Source organism: Candidatus Delongbacteria bacterium, assembly GCA_020634015.1.
Lineage (GTDB): Bacteria > CAIWAD01 > CAIWAD01 > CAIWAD01 > CAIWAD01 > JACKCN01.
Window position 1 is genome coordinate 15,357 of the sequence record JACKCN010000008.1, and the last position, 21,693, is coordinate 37,049.

Genomic DNA, 21,693 nt, shown 5'->3' on the forward strand with positions numbered 1-21,693 from the left:
ATCCAAAGGTGAGGGACTGCCCAAAAGCCCTCGCATCGTGCGATATTCACGGGCGATTCATCCTGTTCAACGCCCTTCGGCTTCTGACGAAGGAACCGGAGGAGCTGCTCCGTGAGATATGAACCTCCCCCTGCGGGACTCTGCCTGACCCTGCTGCTGCTCAGCGGCTCGGTCGCGCCTCTGTTTGCCGGATTCCCCGTTCCCGCCATCGAGTTCTCCCCGCGCGAATACCCTTGTCACTATACTAGTCAGGCGCCCGTGATCGACGGACGACTGGAGTCGCCGCTCTGGGACCAGGCGCCCTGGAGCGAGGACTTCGTCGAGATCCGCAGCAACGAGCTGGCTCCCGCTCCTCGCCAGCGGACCCGGGCCCGCCTGCTCTGGGACGAGGAGTTCCTCTTCGTGGCCGCCGAGCTGGAGGAGTCGGACCTCTGGGGCACCCTCGAGCAGCGCGACGCGGTGATCTACCACGACAATGATTTCGAACTCTTCCTGGACCCGGACGGCGACGCCCACTCCTATTACGAGCTGGAGATCAACGCCCTGGGCACGGTCTGGGACCTGCTGCTGCTCTGGCCCTACCGCGACGGCAACTCCGCCGTCAACGCCTGGGACATTGCCGGGCTGCAGAGCGCCGTCTCCCTGAATGGCACGCTCAATGATCCCAGTGACACGGACACGGGCTGGAGCGTGGAGCTGGCGCTGCCCTGGAGCGTGCTGGCCGAACGGGCCAACCGCCAGGTGCCACCCACGGAAGGCGATGTCTGGCGGCTGAACTTCTCGCGCGTGCAGTGGCACCTGGACGTGGTGGACGGCCAGTACCGGAAACGCCTTGATCACGAGGGAAATCCCCTGCCCGAAGACAACTGGGTCTGGTCGGCCCAGGGCCTTGTCGCCATGCACTACCCCGAACGCTGGGGCTACCTGCACTTTCTCGAAGCGCCCGAAGCCCGGCTCAAACCGGTGGCCGACAGCCCGGGCGAACGCGCCGTGGCCTGGCTCTGGGAACTGTATTACCGCCAGATGGAGGCGCGAGAGTCCCAGGGACGCTGGATCACCGATCCCGAGCGCTTGCTGGGCGGACTTGAGAGGCCTGCCGGATTCCAGTGGCCGCCCGAGCTGTCTCTGGGCGAGCGCCGCTGGCAGGTGGTGCTGCAGCCCGTGGGCGGTGATGGCGAGCTCTCGATTGACGAAACCGGTCGCCTGCAGCGGCCTCCGCTGCGGGAGGAGGAATGAACCTTCATCTGATTGACTGGCTGATCGTGCTGGCCGTGTTCCTGCTGATGGTGGGCAGTGTGCAGCTCAGCCGCCTGCACATGAAGAGCGTGGCCGACTTTCTGGCGGCCGGGCGCACGGCGGGACGCTACATCATCGCGCTCAGCTCGGGCATCGCGGGGCTGGGGGCGATCACGGTGGTGAACCAGATGGAGATGAACTACGTCGCGGGCTTCACCCAGACCTGGTGGGGCTTCACCATGGGCGTGGTGATGCTCGTGCTCACGGTGTCCGGCTGGGTCAACTACCGCTTCCGTGAAACACGCGCGCTCACGCTCTCGCAGTTCTTCGAGATGCGCTACAGCCGCAACTTCCGCGTGTTCGCCGGTTTCATCGCCTTCATGGCCGGGCTGATCAACTTCGGCATTTTCCCCGCCGTTGGCGCGCGCTTCTTCATTCACTACTGCGGCCTGCCCCTGCATTTCGAGCTGCTGGGGCTGAACTTCAGCACCTACGCCGTGGTGATGGCCCTGCTGCTGATCGTGGCGCTGTATTTCGTCTTCACGGGCGGGCAGGTGGCCATCGTGATCAGCGACTTCATCCAGGGCGTGTTCATCAACACGGTCTTCGTGGCCCTGCTGCTCTTCGTGCTGCTGAAGGTCGACTGGAGCCACATCTCCGAAGCGATGGCGATGGCCCCGGTGGACGCCTCGAAGATCAATCCCTTCAAGACCGGCCACATGGACGACTTCAACCTCTGGTACTTCCTGATCGGAGTCTTTGGCGTGATCTACGGCGCCATGTCCTGGCAGGGTACCCAGGGCTACAACTCGAGCGCGCGCAGTGCGCACGAGGCCAAGATGGGCGGGGTGCTGGGCACTTGGCGCGGCATGGGGCAGGTGACCGCGCTGCTGCTGATTCCCATCGTGGCGTACACGGTCATGCATCATGGCGCCTATACGGGCATTCAGGACAGCGTGAACGCCGTGCTGGCCACGGTCAGCGAGGGCGCCGAGCGCAGCCAGCTGACCGTGCCGCTTGTGCTGGTGAACCTGCTGCCGGTGGGCCTGCTGGGAGCCTTTGCCGCCCTGATGCTGGGCGCCTGCCTGACCACGCTGGACACCTACCTGCACTCCTGGGGCAGCATTCTGGTGCAGGACGTGATTCTGCCGCTGCGCAAGAACCCCGTTCCCATGGGCACCCGCCAGCATCTGTGGTTGCTGCGGCTCTCGATTCTGGGTGTGGCGATCTTCATCTACTTCTTCAGCCTCTGGTTCAAGCCCAACGAGTACATCGCGATGTTCTTCGCCATCACCGGGGCCATCTTCGCTGGCGGTTCGGGCGCGGTGATCATCGGTGGGCTCTACTGGAAACGCGGCACGGCGGCGGGCGCCTGGAGCGCCATGCTCACCGGCAGCGGCATCGCCGTGGGCGGCATCGTGATCCGTCAGCTCAACCCGGACTTCTTCCTCAACGGCCAGCAGTTCTGGATGCTGGCCATGCTCTGTTCCTCGGCGCTCTACATCGGTGTGTCGCTGCTGGGCCGGGGCGAGCCCTGCGACCTGGACAAGCTGCTGCACCGCGGGCGCTGGGAGATTCCCGGTGAAAAGGAAGTGGTCAATCCGCTGGCCACCCGCCTTTCGAAGCTCTTCGGCATGGGGGTGGAGTTCTCGAAGCGCGACCGCTTTCTGATCATGCTTACCTATGCCTGGACCCTGCTCTGGGGGCTGATCTTCGGGGTGGGCACGGTCTGGAATCTGACCCACGAGGTCAGCGATTCCTCCTGGATGAGCTTCTGGCGCGGTTACACCTGGCTCTATCTGGCGGTTTCGGTGGCCGTACTGATCTGGTTCACCATGGGCGGCGCCCGGGACCTGCGCGACATGATTGCACGACTCAAGACATTGAACCGGGATTCCGGCGACGACGGTAGTGTCCGTCACACAGAACAAGGAGCGCCTCCATCATGAGCGATGGCAGCGAGCGCGTGACCGCCTGGATCGTCTCCCACACCCATTGGGACCGCGAGTGGTATCTGAGTTATGGGCGCTTCAGGGTGGATCTGGCCCGCATGGTGCATGCGCTGCTGGACCGGCTGGAGCACGACCCCGAGTTCAAGCATTTCGTGCTGGACGGGCAGGCCCTGCTGCTGCGCGACCACCTGCAGTTCTACCCGGAGGACCGCGCGCGCATCCGGCGGCTGGTCAAGGAAGGCTGGCTCTCGCTGGGGCCGTGGTACATCCTGCCCGACGAGTTTCTGGTCAGCGGCGAAGCCACCGTGCGCAACCTGCTGGCGGGGCACCAGCTCTGCCGCGAGCTGGGCGGCGAGGTGAAGGTGGGCTACATGCCCGACTCCTTCGGCCATCTGGCCCAGATTCCCCAGCTGCTTCGCGGGGTGGGCATCGACAACTTCATCTACACCCGCGGCAACGGCGACGAACTGGAAGAGCTTGGCAGCGATTATCTCTGGCGGGCTCCCGATGGCAGCGAAGTGCTGGCCTGCTGCCAGGTGGATGGCTATTGCAACGCGGGTGGCCTGGGCTACGACGAGATCTGGGAAGCCCACACCCGGCGCAACGTGCACACCGACAAGGCCGTCGAGCGTGTTGGCAAGCTGCTGGAAAAGTTGACGGCGCGCAGCAATTCGCCCGTGCTGCTGATCAACAACGGCTGCGACCACTTTCCGGCCCAGAAGGACTTTCACCAGATCATCACGGCCCTGCGCGAGGCCTTTCCCGAGATCAACTTCCAGCACGGCAGCCACCGGCGCTATCTGGACGGCCTGCGCAAGGCCGACGTGCAGCGCAAGGTCTTCCGTGGCGAACTGCTGGGCGGACGCTACAACTTCATCCTCTCCGGCGTGTGGAGCGCGCGTCTGTATCTCAAGCAGTGGAACGAGCGCGCCCAGACCCTGCTGGAAAGCCGGCTGGAACCGCTGGCCGCGGCGGCGCACTTCCTGCACGGGGTGGAGTATCCCACGGGCATGCTGCGCTGGGCCTGGAGCCGCCTGATGGAGAACCATCCGCACGATTCCATCTGCGGTTGCAGCATCGACACGGTACACACCGAAATGGTGGCACGCTTTTCCGAAGTGGTCGAAAGTGCCGAGCAGCAGCTGCATCGCTCGCTGCGTGACCTGTTGCCTTTCTTCGCCCCGGAGAAGGCCCAGGACACGGATACGGCGCTGGCCGTGTTCAACAGCCTGCCCTGGCGGCGCAGCCAGGTTGTGAGCCGGCTGGTGATCCTGCTGCCCGGCCAGCCGCATATCGAGACCATGGATCTGGTGGACGAGGACGGCGTCAGCGTGCCCTTCGAGCTGGTGGAGCGCCACTGGCTCGAGCGTTTCTGGGCCATTGACTATCGTGCCCAGCTGGATCTTGACTCACAACTGCTTCAGCGTGATACCTACCTGGACAGGATGGGTGACCGCATCCGTCGCACCGACGCGCCCGAGGATGGCGCCGATCAGTTCGCCGTGATCCGCTTCCTCGCCGACGATGTGCCGGGGCTGGGACATCGCCGTTACTTCCTCAAGGAAAAGGCCGAGCCCTCACTGGCCGTGGCCCCCGCACCCCGGAATCCGGTCGTGGCCGATGGCAACACCCTCAGCAACGGATTGGTACGGGTCCAGCTGGCCGCGGACGGCACCTTCCTGCTGGAAGATCTGCGCAATGGCCGGCGTTACCCTGGTCAGAATCTGCTGGAAGACATCGAAGACGCCGGCGACGAGTACGACTACAGCCCGGCCGCCACCAGCACCCGGATCACCAGCGCCGGAGTCGCAGGCCATGTGAGCCTGCTTCAGGATGGTGGCCTGGCGGGTGTGCTTGAGGCGCGTTTCGAACTGGAACTGCCGCGTGCGCTCGGTGAAGACCGCCAGGCACGCTGCACCGAAACCCTGGCCTGCCCGGTGCGGGTACTGCTGCGCCTGGACGCCGACAGCCCCCTGGTGCAGGTTGAGACACGCTTTGACAACCGGGTTGAAGACCACCGACTGCGCGCACTCTTCCCCTCGGACCTGGACTGTACCCGCATCCTCTCCGATGGGCAGTTCGTGGTCAACGACCGCCCGGTGACCCCGCCGGAAGGCAAGGACTGGGCCCAGCCGCCCACGGGCACGGTGCCCCAGCAGGACTTCAGCCTGCTGCAGCAGGGCGGGCAGGGGCTGGTGGTCTTCAATCAGGGTCTACCGGAGATGGCCGCCCTGCAGGAGGAACACGGCACGACCATGGCCCTGACCCTGCTGCGCGCCGTGGGTTGGCTGTCACGCGACGACTTTCCCACCCGCAACCACTGCAATGCGGGCCCGACCCTGCACACACCGGATGCCCAGTGCCCGGGAGAGCACACGCTGCGTTACGCCGTGCAGCCTCTGGTTGGCGACTGGCGCAAGGCGAAACTCAAGCGTACCTCGCTGGGCTGGCGTGCTCCGCTGATGCTGCGTCAGGGTGTGGCCGAGGGCAGTGTCGCGGGAGGACAAGGCCTGCTGGAGCTGGAAGGTCCGGAAATCGTGATCAGCGCCGTCAAGCGCCACGAGGAGCGTGATTCGCTGGTGATCCGCGTCTACAATCAGTCCGACGATCCGCGCCCGGCCCAGTTGCGTCTGGGCGTGACCGCCAGCGTCGCCTGGCGCCTGAACCTGCTGGAGGAGCGCATGGTCGAGCTTGAAATGACCGACCCCCGCTGCCTGAGCCTGCTTCTGCGCGGCCACGAGATCACCACCGTCGAAATCGAGCTGCCATGACAGAGTGCATCCTGTGATGCAGCGGCCGTTGCGACCCGGCAGTCAGCCGGGCCGCGGTTCCGTCGTGCCGTGGACCCGGGTGGGATCTTCACTTGAGCAGGGTCATCCGCAGCGATGAATGGCCCGATGGGGTTTCCAGCAGGCAGAGATATGTGCCACTGGGCAGGGCGGAAGCATCAAAGCGCAGACTGTGTGCGCCCGGGGCCTGCGGGCCGTCCAGCAAACTGCTCACCAGCCGACCCCGCAGGTCGAAGATGCGCAGTGATGCATGCTGTGCGTCCTCGAGGGAGAAATGGATCAGCGTGGCGGGATTGAACGGGTTGGGCGTGTTCGCCCTAAGCCCGAAGTCCGAGGGCAGGCGGGTCTCCCCGGGAATCAAGCCGGTGGTCTGATGGTACTCGAGCACCAGAATGCCGTCCTCCAGATCGGCGACATGGACACGGCCATTGGCGAAGGCAACTTCCACGGCGTAACCCGAGGAATAGTACCCAGCCAGGACGGGTGAGGTCGGGTCGCTGATGTCGATGATGCGAACGCCCTGCTGGTCGTCGGCCATGTAGACCAGATTGTCGCCCAGCGCCAGATCCCAGGGATTGCCGGGAGTGATGTACCAGCCCAGTTCCTGTGGCTGGGCGGGGTCGCTGCCATCCAGAATTCTCAGGCCTCCGTAATGATCGGCCGCGAAGACTCCGCTGTCGTCCGCGACAATGGCGTAAACGGCATTCTGGGACGCATCGAAGCCGACTTCCTGCGGTTCGCTGGGGTCGCTCACATCAATCGCCCGAATGCCTTCGAAACTGTCGGCGACCCAGAGCACGTTTCCATGAACGGCCACGCCGGCCGCGCTGCCCGGAGTATCCAAACCACCCAGAACGGCCGGTGCCTCGGGGTGTGTGACATCCACGATGCGGATGCCGGTCCAGCCGTCCGCCAGATAGGCCCTGCCGTTGCTCACCACCACATCGTTGGTGTTGGTCCCGGATCCCAGACTGCCCACGATCACCGGGTTGGCGGGGTCGTGCAGGTCCACGATGCAGAGGCCGGCAAACCCACAGGCCAGATAGGCCAGTTCTCCCTCCACCGCTATCGCCATGATCGCTCCGGGTGCCTGCAGACTGCTCAGCGATACGGGGCGGGTGGGCGACGAGAAATCGACGATTTCCAGGTCCATGGCTCCCATGAGGACCAACGAGCCCGAGACTGCGATCGCCTGCCCGAGAGTCTCATGACTGCCCACCAGCGTGCAGTTCTCGGATTGCTGTGCCTCACCCGTCTCGGTCCAGAACAGAGACAAGGCGCCAATGACCACGATCAGCAGGCGATTCATGCGAGTTTCCCTTCGGATAGTCCAATTGCCAGCAGGTTAGAACCGTGCTCCCAAGGATGCAAGCGAAGAATGGCAGGCCCGCCCAGACCTCCCCTTGCGTTGTGAGAAAACCCTTGTCTGCGATCGCCCCCGCTGAAGACAGGCAGCCAAGCCCTTGCATGGATGAATACTCACAAGACACGGCGCTTCGCAACGCAGGCGAAGCTACAGTGATGACGTGCCCGCATTCTGGATCGCCGCCCGCCTTGAAAGTTCGGTGACGCTTTCGGGGCGACAGGAGTCCCAATGAGCGTATCACCACTCCATTCTTCTTGACATCGCTCCGAAGGAAAGGCGGCATGCATGCCAATTGAAACGACTCACTTTTCGCTGATCTCCCCAGTAACCGATCAACCGAGGTCTCGGGTGACGCGGTGGTGGACGAAACGGTGGACGAGATGTCGGTCACGGCGGTGATCGTGTTGACGGTCGAAGGAACGGTCCCTTCAACCGTCGCCGTGCTGATCATCCCGACCCACGCCCCAACGGTCCCCGCGTCGGCCGCGGCGGTCGACGCGGATGGAGCAAAAAAGGCCCGGAACACGTCCGGGCCTTGAGGGGTCGAGGATGTCCCGGTCTCAGCGTTTCTTCTTCATGGGCATCGTCGGGCTGGCAGGGACCACGATGGGAGCTCCGTTGTCGAACATGCCTTTGCTGAAGTGCTGCTGCAGTGCCGAGAGCACGTTGAACAGCGTGTAGTACAGGGTCAGGCCGCTGGGGAAGTTGTTGAACAGCATCAGCATGAAGACGGGCATGAAGTACAGCATCATCTTCTGCGTGGGGTCGTTGCCCGTGGCGGTCATCTTCGACATGAAGTACGAGGAGATGGCCATCAGAATCGGCAGCAGACCCACACCGGAGCCGTAGAGCGGCAGGGTGAAGGGCAACCGGAAGATCACATCGGGTGCCGAAAGGTCATTGATCCAGCCGAAGAAACTGGCGCCGCGCAGTTCGAACTCGCTGCGGAACACGAAGAACAGCGCGAAGAACAGGGGCATCTGCAGCAGCATCGGCAGGCAGGAGCCGAAGGGATTGACCTTGTGCTCCTGGTAGAGCTTCATGGTCTCTTCCTGCATCTTCTTGGGGTTGCTCTTGTGCTTGGCCTTGACCTCGTCCAGCAAGGGCTTGATGCGCTGCATTTCCTTCATGCTCTTGTAGCTCTTGTGAGTCAAGGGGAACACGGCCAGTTTCACCAGCACGCTGAAGATGATGATGATGATGCCGTAGTTCTCAATGAATCCGTGCAGAAAGAGGAAGACCCACTTCACCAGCGCGGCGAAGGGACGGATCACGGGCCACATGAAACCCATCACGCCCAGGCTGGTGCGGGTCATGATCGCCTTTTCCAGCGACGGGTCCACCGGATCCATCGCGGGTACGGTGAGCGGACCCAGGAAGAGCAGGAAGCGGTCGTTGATCTCCTCGCTGTTCTGCAGGGGCATTTCCATGGTCCAGGAGTAACCTGGGACATGCTTCGCAGCGCCCGGGTTCAGGCGCTGGGCGAAGACATCCACGGCCGTGGCCGACCGTCCCTGCGGAACCACCGACGCAGCGAAGTACTTGTTGCGAACCGTGATCCAGCCCAGGTTGCCCTTGAAGGACTCGCCCAGGCTTTCCTTCTTCATGCCCAGCGAGAAGTTCTGTACTTCGCTGCCGACCATCACCACCGCTTCGGAGTAGGTGGCGTCCTGCAGGGTGTCCAGCTCGGTGACCTGGAGGGGAATTTCCCAGCCCAGCGTATACGCGGCATTGCGCAGGCGCTCCTTCAGGCCGCCCACGTGCAGGCCCATCTCGATGCCATAGGTCGAGCCATTGAAGGTGAACACCTTCTCCATCACCCGACCTTCGTCGTCCGTGAAGCGGAAGGCCAACTGGGCGGTCTCGTCTCCGGTGAGCACCAGATCGGTGTCCGGCACGGGCATGAAGTCGATCTCGGCCCCGTTGATGTTCAGTCCATCCAGATTGAATGCCGGATTCAGGTTGGACTGGAACCCGTCGATCAGACTGACGGAGGTGCCGTAATACGACTTGAGACCCTTGAGTTCGAAACTGCGCAACTGGGCGCCGCGTGTCGAGAAGCGGGCCGTGTACAGGTCGGTGTCAACGGTCAGGGTCCGCTCGGGTTGGGGAGTTCCCTCGAAGGGCAGATGGGTCACCGGAGCTGTATTCAGCGCGGCCTCTTCGGGAGCGGCCACAGGCGTGGCCGCCATGGTCCGCAAGGTATCCCCGGGCAGGATCCCGTTTTCCTCGGCGGGCGTCGCGGGCATCGAGCTCGCATCGGCCTCCACCACCTGCTCGGTCCGCTTCTGTCCCGGCTCCGGCAGACCGGCCATCTTGCGGTAGTGGGACGTATTCATGTAGAGGATGACCGCGCTGATCAACACGAATGCCAGAATGGTGCGTTTGTCCATCCGAGTGAGGTTCTCCGTTGTGAGTCCGAAAGGCCCCGGGCCGGTCGGAATTCAGGGGTGGTCGACGCCGCCGTCGGACCAGGGATTGCATCTCAGCAGGCGCCAGCAACTCTTGGCCAGGGCCTTGAAGAAAGAGTACTTGCCAAAGGCTTCCACCGCATACTGGGAACAGCTTGGGTAGTAGCGGCAGCGGGGTGCCAGCAGAGGCGACACGAATCGCTGGTAGGTGCGAATGACGCCCACGGCCAGCCATTTCATTGGGCTGGTGGAGCAGGTTGCGGAGTCTTTGCCGCTTGCAGATGACGCCGGATGCGCCGGGTGATCTGTTCCAGGTCCTTCAGGAAACTGGCGTGATCGGCCAGACCCACCTTCGGCCGGATGTAGATGACCCAGTCCCGCTGCTCCGGAAACCACTCGCGATGCAGGCGAAAGATGTCCCGCAGGCGACGTTTGGCCAGGTTGCGATCCACGGCCCGACCGTAACGCCGGGGAATGACGAAAGCCACCAGCGACGAACCCGGCAGATGGTACACGCTCAGCAACGCACCGTGCACGCGCAATCCCTTGGCGAAGAGTTCCGTGATGCGCGCGGAACTCTTGAGCATCCGGGACCGCGGCAGGGTGGCGCGCTGGGCGGCCTTGCTGTGGTTCGCAGTGGTGGACGGGTCGCTCGTGCTGGCAGTGGATGGCCCCGATTGGGGATCCACCGAGTGCTGGCTGGTCATGGTTCACAGGGGAGCATGGATGCGTCCCTCCCGGCCGGCATGCGTCCCCGGCAGAGGGGCCGGGGAGGCAGGTCCGGTGCGGGTATTCCCCCGGGAAGCGGGAAACCCGCACTGGGCCGGCTTAGAGCTTGGGATCGCTGACGGTCAGGCGCTTGCGGCCTTTCCGACGACGGGCGGCAAGTACGTTGCGTCCGCTGGGTGTGGCCATGCGGGCACGGAAACCGTGCTTGTTGCGCCGTTTGCGATTACTTGGCTGAAAGGTGCGCTTCATGCCTCACCCCCTCGATTGGATTCGTTCAATTCGCAGAGCCGGTGATTATAGCATTGGACCGATGGCGAGTCAACGGTCCGCTTGAAGCAGGACGGGCGAAACCTTGCGCTATGCTTGGTCATACTCTATAATTCCCCGCTCCGGCCGCCAGAAGGCCGGACAGACGCACGACCATCCGGGAGACTGTCCTGGTGAAAACAAGATCCTTGGAATCCCTGCCCCTGGGGCTGGATGCCCGCGAAGCCGCCGTGCTGCGCGAGGTCATCCACACCTTCATCGTGACCGCCAAGCCCGTCGGCTCGCGAACACTGAGCAAGATTCCCGACATGGACCTCAGTCCGGCCACCATCCGCAACGTGATGGCCGATCTCGAGGAACGCGGGCTGCTGGCCCATCCTCATACCAGCGCGGGGCGTGTTCCCACCGATCTGGGCTATCGGATCTATGTCAACTACCTGATGAAGCAGGAAAGCCTGGGCTCGGCCGAGCGCCAGATGATTGCCGCCAATGTCCAGGAGCTGATGCCGGACATCAAGGCGATCATGGAGCGCACCGCGCACATGCTCTCGGTCATCAGCAACAATCTGGGCGTGGTGCTGGCACCCTCCTTCGAGGACGGCAAGCTGGAGCGCCTGGATCTGGTGCCCCTCTCGCGTCATCGCCTGTTGGTGGTGGTCTCGGTGGCGGCCGGGCTGGCGCGCACGGTCACTCTCGAAATGGAGAGCACACTCAAGGCCGAAGACCTGCCCCAGGTATCGCGCTTCATCCAGAGCCGGCTCGCGGGACTGACCTTCCGCGAGATCAAGGACACCATCCATGACCGCCTGGCCGACATTCCGGGCATGGGGCGCGACATCGCGCGGCTCTTCATCCAGAGTACCCAACGCCTGTTCAGCACGGTGCCGCGTGACGCCATTTTCCTGCAGGGCGCGGGAAATCTGCTGGACGCGCCCGAGTTCCGCGAGGACAGTTACCGCAACGTGATCGAGATCATCGAAGACCACGACATGATCATGCACCTGGTGAATCCGCATCTGGATGACCCATTCTCGATCACCATCGGGCGGGAAAATGAACTGGACCAGGCCACGGCCTACGGTCTGGTGACGGCGAATTTCCATGTGGGAAGTCTGCCCGGCGTGCTGGGGGTCATCGGCCCCCGCCGCATGCAGTACGCACGACTCGAAGGCCTGGTCCGCTATACCGCAGGCCTGATCAGCAAAGGTTTCGGCGAGGATCGTTGACGACACATCGGTCCGGCTTGCAGTGCCGGACACGCGGTCATTCCGACTTGCCCCAGAGAGAGGAGATCGACCATGCCCGAGAGCGCGTCGACCCAGGACACCCCCGAAAGCGAAGAGTTTCGCGAGGAGCTGCTGCCCGAGAATGAAATCGGCCAGGACAGCGGACCGGACGCCACGGACAATGCGAGCCCTGAAGACCCGGCTCCCGAATCAGGAGCCGCCATGCAGACAGAACTGGAAGAACTGCGGCGCACGGTGGCCGAGCTGAACGACCGCCACCTGCGCTGCCTGGCCGAGTTCGACAATTTCCGCCGTCGCAGCCAGGGCGAACGGGGACGCTGGCACCGCGAAGCCCAGGAAGATGTGCTGCTGAGTCTGCTGCCCGTCAGGGACGATCTGGAACGCATGCTGAATCAGCCGGTCGAGTCTCTCGGACTGGAGAGCCTGCTGGATGGCCTGCGTCTGGTGTCCGGCAAGTTGGTGCGCGGTCTGGAACAGTATGGACTGAATGCCTTCGATTCCGTGGGACAGACCTTCGATCCCGAACTGCACGACGCGCTGACCACCGTCTGCGTGCCCGACAAGGCCGACGATGAAATCATCATGGAACACCTGCGCGGCTACCGGATGGGAGACCGCGTGATCCGCCACGCCCAGGTCGTGGTGAACAAGCTGGAATCCGCGGACCCCCCGGCGGACAGCTCCGCCGGCAACGAGGAAAACTGACGGATGAGCAAGCGCGATTATTATGAAGTGCTCGGTATCGCCCGTGATGCGGACACGTCCGAGATCAAGAAGGCCTACCGCAAGCTGGCGCTCAAGTATCACCCGGACAAGAACAAGGAAGCCGGCGCCGAAGAGCGATTCAAGGAAGTCTCCGAAGCCTACTCCGTGCTCTCCGACGAGCAGAAACGGGGGCGTTACGACCAATTCGGACACGCGGGCACCGACGCCAATTTCGGTGGTGGCGCCAACCACTTTGACTTCGACCTCTCCGATGCCCTGCGCACCTTCATGTCTGGCTTCGGGGATCTGGGCGACATCTTCGGTGGTGGTGGCCAGCGCGGTGGGGGCAAGCCCTCGGGTCGGGACATCCAGATCACGCTCAAGCTCAGTCTGGAAGAAGTGGCCGAGGGGGTCGAGAAGACCCTGAAGCTCAAGATCCAGAAACCGTGCGCCACCTGTTCAGGAAGTGGTGCGGCCAGTGGCAGCCAACCGATCACCTGTCCCTACTGCAAGGGTGCGGGGCGCATTCGTCAGGTCAGCCGCAGCATTTTCGGCATGGTCGAAAATGTGGGCGTGTGCCGGAACTGCAGCGGCGAGGGCACGATGATCAGTTCACCCTGCACCACCTGCAATGGCACGGGGCTGGAAAAGGGTGACACCACCATCAAGCTGAACATTCCTCCGGGCGTGAGCCAGGGGAACTTCATGCGCCTGCGAGGGCAGGGAAACCATGGCCCCCGCGGTGGCGCACAGGGCGATGTGATCGTGGTCTTCGAGGAAGAGGAACACCGCTACTTCGAGCGCCACGGCGAAGACATCCTGTATTACCTGCAGGTCTCGATGCCGCTGGCCGCGCTGGGTGGTGAAGTGACCGTGCCCGTGCTCGGCGGGGAAGCCCGTCTGACCGTGCCCGCCGGTACCCAGTCCGAGGCTCTGCTGCGTCTGCGTGGCAAGGGCATCCGCTCCAGTCGGGGCAGTCGTCGCGGGGACCAACTGGTGAAGGTGGTTGTCCACACTCCGACCTCTCTGGGCTCCGAAAGCAAAAAACTGTTCGAAAAATTGGCCACTCAGGCGGACATCAATCCCAGAACCACCGAAGAGGGCTTTTTCCAGAAGTTGAAGCAGCATTTATTCGGGTGACCGGGGCCGGTTCCCCGTGTCGCTTTTGGCGCCGCGGCTCCAGCAGCGCCCAGCAGTCCGGCGACAGACTCCCTGTGCGTGTCGCACACGGGCCGGACGCTGACTTTTGCCTAAGGCACGGGTTTGGTAGTTTTGCGCCTTGATCTGACTTCCCGGGAACGACGATTGGTACTGGCGGTCTGCGCCCTGATCTTCTGCGGCTATCTGCTGGCGGAAGTCGGCGAGCGTTTCCTGCCCCGTCCCGACTTCCGGCTTGACAGCCTGGACCGGGAGTTCATCCGTCTGACGGCAACGCTTCCCGGCGCCGGGTCAGTGGCCGCCACGCCAGCGGAACCGGGTCCGGTGGTCCTTAACCGGGATGGCGCGGCTGAGCTGCAAAGCCTGCCCGGAATTGGTCCTTCCCGTGCGGCGGCCATTCTCGAGTTGCGTCAGCGACTGGGTCGATTCTCATCCCTTGAGGACCTGTTGCAGGTGAAAGGCATCGGTCCGGCCACCTTGAACCGCATGCGCAGCCGTCTGGTGCTGGATGCGTCCCCGGCGGATTCCATTTCTGTTGCCAAGGTTTCCAGAACACAGGAGTAAGGCATGTCCGGCAAGAACGTGGGCGGTGGCAGCATTTTTCTGAAGATCCTGATCGTGCTGCTGATCGGGGTGCTGTACATCTCCGTGGACCTGCCCTCCAGGCAGTGGAAGAAACAAGCCGCGGATCTGAAAGAAGCCCGTCTTCGGATGGAAAACCTCAACACGGCGGCCCTGCAGTACCTCTACTTCAATCGGCGGTTTCCCAAGACCTACGATGACATGAAGGCCAGTCTGGACACCTGCATTCTGCACATGCCCCCGGTCACCTTCTCGTACGATGACAAGCAGCTTGATCCGGACAACCCCCGCGACAGCCTGCTTGTCTCCGCGGAAGACACCATGCGCATCCAGTCCTTCGCGCTGAGCGAGAATCTCAGCCGGACCCTCGAGGACGGGCGTACCCTGAAGCACACCATGATCTGGGCCACGATGAAACCCCAGTACAGCGCACTGGGCACGGACACGCTCCATCTGTACTGCGAGCAGCCCATCATCGTGAAGCGCCGGGGCGCGGGGGCTCGCGATTTCAGCCTGTGGGCCTCGGCTCCCGCGCGCTTCGATCGCGCCGTGGGCGGCATGACGCGGGGCGATTCGAGCTTCATCAAGGCCACCGACTTCAGCTTCAGCATGAACTTCGACGACATCTTCACCTGCCCCACCACCGGCAAGCCTTTCGAGTTCAAGCATGTGGCCAAGTACACCTACAAGGGTGAACTGCTCTTCGAGCTGGACGGCCAGGAGGGGCAGCCCGTGAATGCTCGAAACCAGCAGGAAGGGTTCCTGTCCGCCGTGAAGACTCTCGTGTCCAATGAAGTGGCCCTGCGCTTCCAGAGTCTCACCGATTCGGCCAAGGCCGAAGGCAACGAGACCTATCAGGTCCCCGAAGACGCCAAGAACCAGATCGTGGTCAGCGAGATTCTCAATCGTCTGAACACTCTGAAGCCCCGTCAGAAATTCTCGCTGACCTCCGAGAAGACTCAGGTGGCACGCGCCGATTCCAGTGACTACTTCGACAACCCAGCCATGGCCGAGCGGACCCTGTTCCCCGAAACCTCCGATGGCAGCCAGGGAGCCCAGTTCAAGACCTTGCTGGCCAGCCCCGCCGTGCAGGAGCTGCTGCCCCGACTGGTTCTTGACACACGCCTCGAGCCGGTGCGCATCGATACGGTGGGTGTCGCGATCTACAGTCCCATCGTCGGGAATGAGAGTTATCTCTCCGGCTGGAAGAAGATTTTCGAGGTGGATCCGCCCGAGAATCACGGCTCGATCTACAACGGCACGAGCTCCTGGGAGTAATGCCCGTCGGGCCGCCATGGCCGTCTGGAGACTCCGGACCCCGAAAAGGTGCAGACCATGGCCTCAAGTCCACTGCTGCTGACCGTCGACAGCCAACGCCTCCTGATCCACACACCCGATGGAGACATTTCCATCGATCTGCCATTCGTGCTGCGACCCGAGCTGCTGCACAAGTCGGATCTGGCCGAACTCTTCGCCGAAAAACTTGGCGAACGTCTGCCGAACACGGTGGAGCGCTCCGGACCCGTGCGCATCGAGATTCCCCTCGACTGGGGAAGTGTGCTGCTGGACCTCCCCTGCGACGGCCTCGAGGACATGGAGAACCCACTCAGCCACCTGGAGTGGGAACTGGAGCGCAATGCTCCCGAATCCGCACACAACTATCTGCTGGACTACCAGAATCCCGTCGGTTCACGCGTCCGGCTGGTTGCGGTGCGCAAACCCGTCGAGGAGTTTCTCGGGCGCAGTTTCAGCGCCATGGGGTATACGCCGGTCAGTTTCGAAGTACTGGACCTGAAGGGTCAGCGCTGGACCTTTGACCCTGTCCGTGCCCGCCAACTGCAGCAGGCTCACTCCAGGGAAAGCTGGAAACCCGTTCCCCTGCTGGCCTGGTTGCTGCCGGTGGTGCTCGTGCTCTGCGGAGGCGCGTTGGGGCTGGGGTGGTGGCTGGGCCAGGATCCGGTTGGTGACGAACCCATGCGAGCCTCGGGACAGGAAGAGGGCATGCCCGTTCCGGCCGACAGTCTGAAAGTGGGCGAACCCCGTGCAGGCGAGACGACGGATGCGCTGACCTCAGCAGCCAGTCAGGTTCCGTCAAGCGAGAGTCGACCGGCCGCTGAAACGCCCGTTGTGCAGGTGGCCACGTCTCCCGCCAGGCCCTCGGGCAGTCCCGAACCAACGGGAAACCGTGAACGCTGGAATCTGCTGCTTGACCGGCTGGCGGCCGGTGAATCACGCCTGCCCGCATTTCTCTCGGTTCACAGCGATGGCATTCTGCTCAACGGCACCGTGGACCTGGCCGAACTGTTGACTCCCCTGGTACTGCGCCCAACCCAGGCGGGCGGCGAAGCCCGTTGGTACAGCTTCGCGACGGCCCTCGACCTTCCAGACGCCCAGACACCTCGCCACTTCCGGCTGGCCTCGCTCGCGAACCTGGGGGACTCCCTGTCCGCCCCCGTGGACCGTGTCATGCTGAGCCGCCGTCCCGCGGGCGGCTGGAATGTGGCGGTGCAACCCTGAGAACCTCACCATGATGAAAGTGCTCTTCGGCCGCTTCAAGGGGCGCAACCTGGCGGTACCTGCCGGGCTGGACGTGCGTCCCACCACGGGCCGCATGCGGGACTGGGTCTGCAACGTGCTGCGCGACCGCTTTCCCGGAATCACCGTGCTGGACCTGTTCGCCGGCAGTGGGAGTCTTGGGCTGCACGCACTCAGCCTTGGCGCACGGCACGTGACCTTCGTCGAGCAGGCGCCCATGGCTCTGCGGGCGATCCACCGCAATCTGGAGACGCTCGGTGTCACTTCTGGCGAAGCTCTGGTGCTGCGACGAAATGTTCTCCAGTACACAAAGGAGGCCGCCGGCCGCATAAAGGTGGAGCTGATTTTTGTCGATCCACCCTACGAAAGCGGACTGCTTCAGACCCTGGCCGAACAGCTTCGGCACAGTGAGTTGCTGCAACCGGGGGGCCTGCTGCTGCTGGAACATCCCACCGGTCTGGACCTGGACCTGGCCCCGCTGAGTCTGTGGAAGAAGAAGACCTTCGGACGAAGCACAATTCAGATCTGGTGCAATGAACGAGATACGAGCGACGGATCCCCAGCTGCTGCTGGACAGGATTGAAGACCTACCGGCCCTTTCGCCGGTAGTCTCCCGTGTGCTCGGCCTGATCAACGACGACGACTCCACCGCCCGCCAGATCGCCGAGTTCGTGCAGAACGACACGGCCCTCACCCTGCGCATCCTCAAGGTGGTCAACTCCGCGTATTACGGGTTCAACCATCGCATTTCCACCGTGAGCCAGGCGGTTGTTTTGCTGGGTCACGACACCATCAAGTCGATCGTGCTCTCCACGAACGTGATCGAGATGATGGTGGAGAACACGGGCACCATCGCCGACCTCAAGAGGCTCTGGGAACGCTCGCTGTTCAGTGCGGTCGCGGGTCGCAAGCTGGCGCGCATGTTGAATTACGGCGCTCCCGAAGAAGTCTTCATGGCCTGCCTGCTGATGGATGTGGGCATGCTGGTGCAGTTGCGCATCCATGGAGACGCCTACGGCGAGATCCTGTCCAAGGACATCCGCCATGGTGAAGACATTTTGATCACAGAAAGCAGCCAGCTGGATTTCAGTCACGAGGTGATGGGCGAGGCGGTGCTGCGCCGCTGGGGGCTGCCCGAGGTGCTCACCCGTCCGGTACTGTATCACCACCAGTTGCGCGACGTGGACCGTGAAGAACCTGAGATGCGCCAGCTCTGCCAGCTGGTGCATCTGGCGCGTCTGGCGGGGCGCATCTTCTATTCACCGCGGGTGGGCATGGCGCTCACCGATTTCCGGCGTGATTCGGGAACCCTGATCCAGATGCAGCCCGACGCGGTGGACGAATTCTTCCGCGGCATCAAGGATGAGGTGCTGGAAGTCGCCCAGCAGTACGGCTTCGAGATCCGCAATCTGCCCAGTTATACCGAATTGCTCGATGAAGCCAATCAGGAACTGGCGGACCTCAACCAGACCTACGAGCGCATGAATCGCGAACTGCAGGAAGCCAAGCAGGAAGCCGAGGAACTGGCGCTGAAACTGCGTGCGGCCAACGAGATCCTGCAGCAGATGGCCAATCACGACGCGCTCACCGGGTTGTACAACCGACGCTACTTCGACGAGTTCGTCCAGCGCGAATTCGAGCGCAGCCGGCGCTACCGGCGCACGATGGCCTTCATTCTGATCGACATCGACCACTTCAAAGCGGTCAACGACAATTACGGCCACCAGATGGGCGACACGGTACTGCGCCAGATGGGCGAGCTGTTGCGCGCGCTGATCCGCGGTTCCGACATGGCGGCCCGCTACGGCGGGGAAGAGATGGTGGTGATCCTGCCCGAAACCAACCTCTACTCGGCACGCATCGCCGCCGAGAAGATCCGTCGCGCCGTGGAAAAGCACGAGTTCCCCTGGCGCCCGCGCGAGCCCCTGCATGTCACCATCAGCATGGGGCTGGCCGGCCACGACGAGAACAGCACCTGGACCAGCGCCGAGGAAATGATCGCCCAGGCCGACAAGTGCCTCTATCGCGCCAAGGACGAAGGGCGCAATCGGATCTGCTTCTGACCGTTGCCCGTGACGGACTCCCCGAGCGAATGGCCAGCCCGCACCGGTGCCGGATTTCTCTATATTCGGCGCGCACCGGCCCCCACACGGGCCCCAGGTTCAACCATCCATCCTTGACCGGAGAACTACACATGGCCCCCTCCCGACTGATCGGGCGCCTGGCGTCCCTGTTGCTGCTGCTGACCGTGAGCGCCTGCAGTACCGTGCCCATCACGGGCCGCAAACAGCTGAACCTGATTCCCATCTCCACCATGAATTCCATGAGTGCCACCGAGTACGGCAACTTCCTCAGTGGAGCACAGCTGAGCACCAACGCGATCCAGACCGACATGGTCCGGCGAGTGGGCGAGCGTGTGCAGGCTGCCGTGGAGCGCTACTTCACCAGCAAGGGCATGGCCGGTGAGCTGAGCAATTACGACTGGACCTTCAATCTGGTCGAAGACCCGCAATTGAATGCCTGGTGCATGCCCGGCGGCCGCGTCGTGGTGTACACGGGAATCCTGCCCGTGACCCAGGACGAGAACGGACTGGCCGTGGTGATGGGTCACGAAATCGCCCACGCCATCGCCGGACACGGCAACGAGCGCATGAGTCAGGGCATGATTCAGCAATTGGGCGGCGTGGCCCTGGACAAGGCGCTTGAGCAGAAGCCCGCCGAGACCCGGGGCCTGTGGCAGGGTGTCTACGGCATCAGCAGCACCGTGGGCTACATGCTGCCCAACAGCCGCAATCAGGAGAGCGAAGCCGACGAGCTGGGCCTGATCTTCATGACCATGGCCGGATACGACCCCCACGCCGCCATCCCCTTCTGGGAGCGCATGTCCGCCGCCGCCGGCGGCGCCGCGCCCCCCGAGTTCCTCAGCACGCACCCCTCGGACGCCACCCGCATCGAGCACATCCGCAAGCTGCTGCCCAAGGCGCTGAGCTACCAGAACAAGTAACCGCGGCACTCACGACGTGATATAAAGGGCCGATCAAGCGATCGGCCCTTTCTCTCATTCGCTACTTCCCACTCAGCAAGACCGTACAATGGGAGACATTCACAGCGTCCACCACGAAACGTGCGTCTCAACCAACGCATGGTCGGCACAACACACACCAATGTTTGCTGGCAACCCCAAGCGCTAACGCCTGCCGGCAACCTCAGCGCCAACGGCGCGCCCAAACCCAGCCCGGGGCAACGCCCCGGGGTCTCGGGCACCGACTCCCCCACCGCGGGGGCTTCACCGCCTCCTGCATGGTGGTGCGAAGTACCACGCGTTCCATCGATGCATGATGGCGCACCGCATCCTTCACCTCCGCGGCGGTCGCTTCGTGGTGCGGGAGACTTCTTGGCGCGGGCCATCCCAGCCAGATGTCTTCAGGCTCTCTCGATGAGATCCGCACTTCAAGATTGCTGGAGTCGGCAACCCGCCATGGAGATCTGTTGATTTTCCCATTGCTCCAGATGCTCGCCCTTGTTATCGTCGGCCCGCCTTCAGCGCCCCGAGGATCGGAACGACATCCGGTTCCGGGCGGCGTCAAGGTGCGGATGGCCGTCGCCGGATTCCGCCTTCATGCGTTTCTGTGTATGGAGGCCCGATGGCGGCCGCGAACCGTGATCCAGGCAACGACGGACACACCCTTCTCTACGCCGACTGCCAGTGCTGCCCGCGCCGCTGCCGGGTCGACCGTCTGGCTGGGCAGCTGGGCTTCTGCCGCATCGGGGCCCGGATCCGGGTGTCACACAGTGGGCTGCACTTCGGCGAAGAGCCGCCGATCACCGGCAGCCGTGGGTCGGGCACCGTGTTTCTCACGGGCTGCAACCTGCGTTGCGTCTTCTGTCAGAATCACCAGATCAGCCAGCAATTCAGCCGCCACGGGGACGCGGGGCTGAGCCCGCGCGAGCTGGCCCTGCGCATGCTCGAGCTGGAACGGCTGGGGGCACACAACATCAACCTGGTGTCCCCCTCGCACCAGCTTCATGGTCTGGCCGATGCCATCGTGGCCGCCCGTGAGCTGGGGCTGAGCGTGCCGATCGTCTACAATTCCAATGGCTACGATTCGGTCGAGGCGCTGCGGCGCATCCGCGGGCTGGTGCAGATCTACCTGCCGGACCTGAAATATCTGGACCTGGAACTGGCCCACGAGTATTCAGCCGCCGGCGACTATGCGGAGGTGGTGCCCGGGGTGCTGCGCGAGATGCAGGACCAGGTCGGCCAGCTGCAACTGGACGCTGACGGCATCGCCGAGCGCGGCCTGCTGGTGCGCCACCTGGTGCTGCCCGGTTGCGTGCAGAACACGCGCCGTTGCCTCGACTTCCTGGCGGAATTCTTCCCCCAGGTGCAGCTCAGCCTGATGGCCCAGTACTCGCCCCAGTACAAGGCGATCGGGATTCCCGGCATCGACCGGCCGCTGTCCGGGCTGGAGTACGAAGACGTGCTGGATCACGCCCTCGAGCTGGGCTTCGAGAACGCCTACATTCAGGAGCTGGAGAGCCAGGACCAGCACCTGCCCGACTTCTCCCGGGAACAGCCCTTTGATTTCGGCGAGACGGAAGCGCTCCTGCGCCGACCACCGGAGAGCGCCGCGCCCTAGGGCCCATCTCCATTCTTCAGCAGTTTCCGTCTGCTCGCACGGGGGATGATGCCAACCCGCACAGTGAGCACTCCGG

The 21,693-nt window shown here is 63.4% G+C and carries 18 protein-coding genes; 13 read left to right on the forward strand and 5 right to left on the reverse strand.

The window, feature by feature from the left end; all coding sequences use genetic code 11:
* Positions 1-111: 111 nt before the first annotated feature.
* The 3 genes from H6678_13735 to H6678_13745 are packed head-to-tail and all read left to right on the forward strand — an operon-like array spanning position 112 to position 5,959.
* Positions 112-1,236: a carbohydrate-binding family 9-like protein gene (locus tag H6678_13735; GenBank protein MCB9474855.1), complete on the forward strand. Its 1,125-nt coding sequence runs from the start codon at positions 112-114 to the stop codon at positions 1,234-1,236.
* Positions 1,233-3,185, forward strand: coding sequence for a sodium:solute symporter (locus tag H6678_13740; protein MCB9474856.1), 1,953 nt, complete (start codon positions 1,233-1,235; stop codon positions 3,183-3,185). The genes H6678_13735 and H6678_13740 overlap by 4 nt, the downstream gene beginning before the upstream one ends.
* Entirely contained in the window at positions 3,182-5,959 is a 2,778-nt protein-coding gene (locus H6678_13745; protein MCB9474857.1) for a hypothetical protein, read from the forward strand. The genes H6678_13740 and H6678_13745 overlap by 4 nt, the downstream gene beginning before the upstream one ends.
* 88 nt (positions 5,960-6,047) lie before the next feature.
* On the opposite strand, the gene H6678_13750 is transcribed toward H6678_13745, so the two are convergent.
* From H6678_13750 to rpmH, 5 genes are all read right to left on the reverse strand, one after another.
* Entirely contained in the window at positions 6,048-7,286 is a 1,239-nt protein-coding gene (locus H6678_13750) for a T9SS type A sorting domain-containing protein (GenBank protein ID MCB9474858.1), read from the reverse strand.
* Positions 7,287-7,903: 617 nt separating this feature from the next.
* The gene (gene yidC, locus H6678_13755; GenBank protein ID MCB9474859.1) at positions 7,904-9,736 is read right to left on the reverse strand and encodes a membrane protein insertase YidC; all 1,833 of its coding nucleotides are present in this window, start codon (positions 9,734-9,736) and stop codon (positions 7,904-7,906) included.
* Positions 9,737-9,787: 51 nt separating this feature from the next.
* Positions 9,788-9,994, reverse strand: coding sequence for a membrane protein insertion efficiency factor YidD (gene yidD / locus H6678_13760; GenBank protein MCB9474860.1), 207 nt, complete (start codon positions 9,992-9,994; stop codon positions 9,788-9,790).
* The gene (gene rnpA / locus H6678_13765) at positions 9,991-10,461 is read right to left on the reverse strand and encodes a ribonuclease P protein component (protein MCB9474861.1); all 471 of its coding nucleotides are present in this window, start codon (positions 10,459-10,461) and stop codon (positions 9,991-9,993) included. The genes yidD and rnpA overlap by 4 nt, the downstream gene beginning before the upstream one ends.
* Positions 10,462-10,582: 121 nt before the next feature.
* Positions 10,583-10,732 carry a 50S ribosomal protein L34 gene (gene rpmH, locus H6678_13770; protein MCB9474862.1) on the reverse strand — a complete coding sequence of 50 codons (150 nt, stop codon included), beginning with the start codon at positions 10,730-10,732 and terminating at the stop codon, positions 10,583-10,585.
* Positions 10,733-10,923: 191 nt separating this feature from the next.
* Here rpmH and hrcA point away from each other — a divergent pair, with 191 nt between their 5' ends.
* From hrcA to H6678_13820, 10 genes are all read left to right on the forward strand, one after another.
* Positions 10,924-11,976 carry a heat-inducible transcription repressor HrcA gene (gene hrcA, locus H6678_13775; GenBank protein MCB9474863.1) on the forward strand — a complete coding sequence of 351 codons (1,053 nt, stop codon included), beginning with the start codon at positions 10,924-10,926 and terminating at the stop codon, positions 11,974-11,976.
* A gap of 72 nt (positions 11,977-12,048) precedes the next feature.
* A complete protein-coding gene (locus tag H6678_13780) occupies positions 12,049-12,702 on the forward strand; it encodes a nucleotide exchange factor GrpE (GenBank protein ID MCB9474864.1) in 654 nt (217 codons plus the stop codon).
* Between the two features lie 3 nt (positions 12,703-12,705).
* The gene (dnaJ, locus tag H6678_13785) at positions 12,706-13,842 is read left to right on the forward strand and encodes a molecular chaperone DnaJ (protein MCB9474865.1); all 1,137 of its coding nucleotides are present in this window, start codon (positions 12,706-12,708) and stop codon (positions 13,840-13,842) included.
* A gap of 123 nt (positions 13,843-13,965) precedes the next feature.
* The gene (locus H6678_13790) at positions 13,966-14,424 is read left to right on the forward strand and encodes a ComEA family DNA-binding protein (protein MCB9474866.1); all 459 of its coding nucleotides are present in this window, start codon (positions 13,966-13,968) and stop codon (positions 14,422-14,424) included.
* A gap of 3 nt (positions 14,425-14,427) precedes the next feature.
* Entirely contained in the window at positions 14,428-15,720 is a 1,293-nt protein-coding gene (locus tag H6678_13795) for a hypothetical protein (GenBank protein ID MCB9474867.1), read from the forward strand.
* 57 nt (positions 15,721-15,777) lie between these two features.
* Positions 15,778-16,959 carry a hypothetical protein gene (locus tag H6678_13800; GenBank protein ID MCB9474868.1) on the forward strand — a complete coding sequence of 394 codons (1,182 nt, stop codon included), beginning with the start codon at positions 15,778-15,780 and terminating at the stop codon, positions 16,957-16,959.
* A 10-nt stretch (positions 16,960-16,969) separates the two neighbouring features.
* Positions 16,970-17,560 (forward strand): 16S rRNA (guanine(966)-N(2))-methyltransferase RsmD, encoded by a 591-nt coding sequence (gene rsmD, locus H6678_13805; protein MCB9474869.1) that lies wholly within the window; start codon positions 16,970-16,972, stop codon positions 17,558-17,560.
* Positions 17,511-19,040, forward strand: coding sequence for a diguanylate cyclase (locus tag H6678_13810; GenBank protein ID MCB9474870.1), 1,530 nt, complete (start codon positions 17,511-17,513; stop codon positions 19,038-19,040). Before rsmD ends, H6678_13810 begins: the two co-directional genes overlap by 50 nt.
* Before the next feature lie 131 nt (positions 19,041-19,171).
* Positions 19,172-19,981: a M48 family metallopeptidase gene (locus H6678_13815; GenBank protein ID MCB9474871.1), complete on the forward strand. Its 810-nt coding sequence runs from the start codon at positions 19,172-19,174 to the stop codon at positions 19,979-19,981.
* A 640-nt stretch (positions 19,982-20,621) separates the two neighbouring features.
* On the forward strand, positions 20,622-21,617 hold the full coding sequence (locus tag H6678_13820) for a radical SAM protein (protein ID MCB9474872.1): 996 nt from the start codon (positions 20,622-20,624) through the stop codon (positions 21,615-21,617).
* The last annotated feature ends 76 nt before the right edge of the window (positions 21,618-21,693 follow it).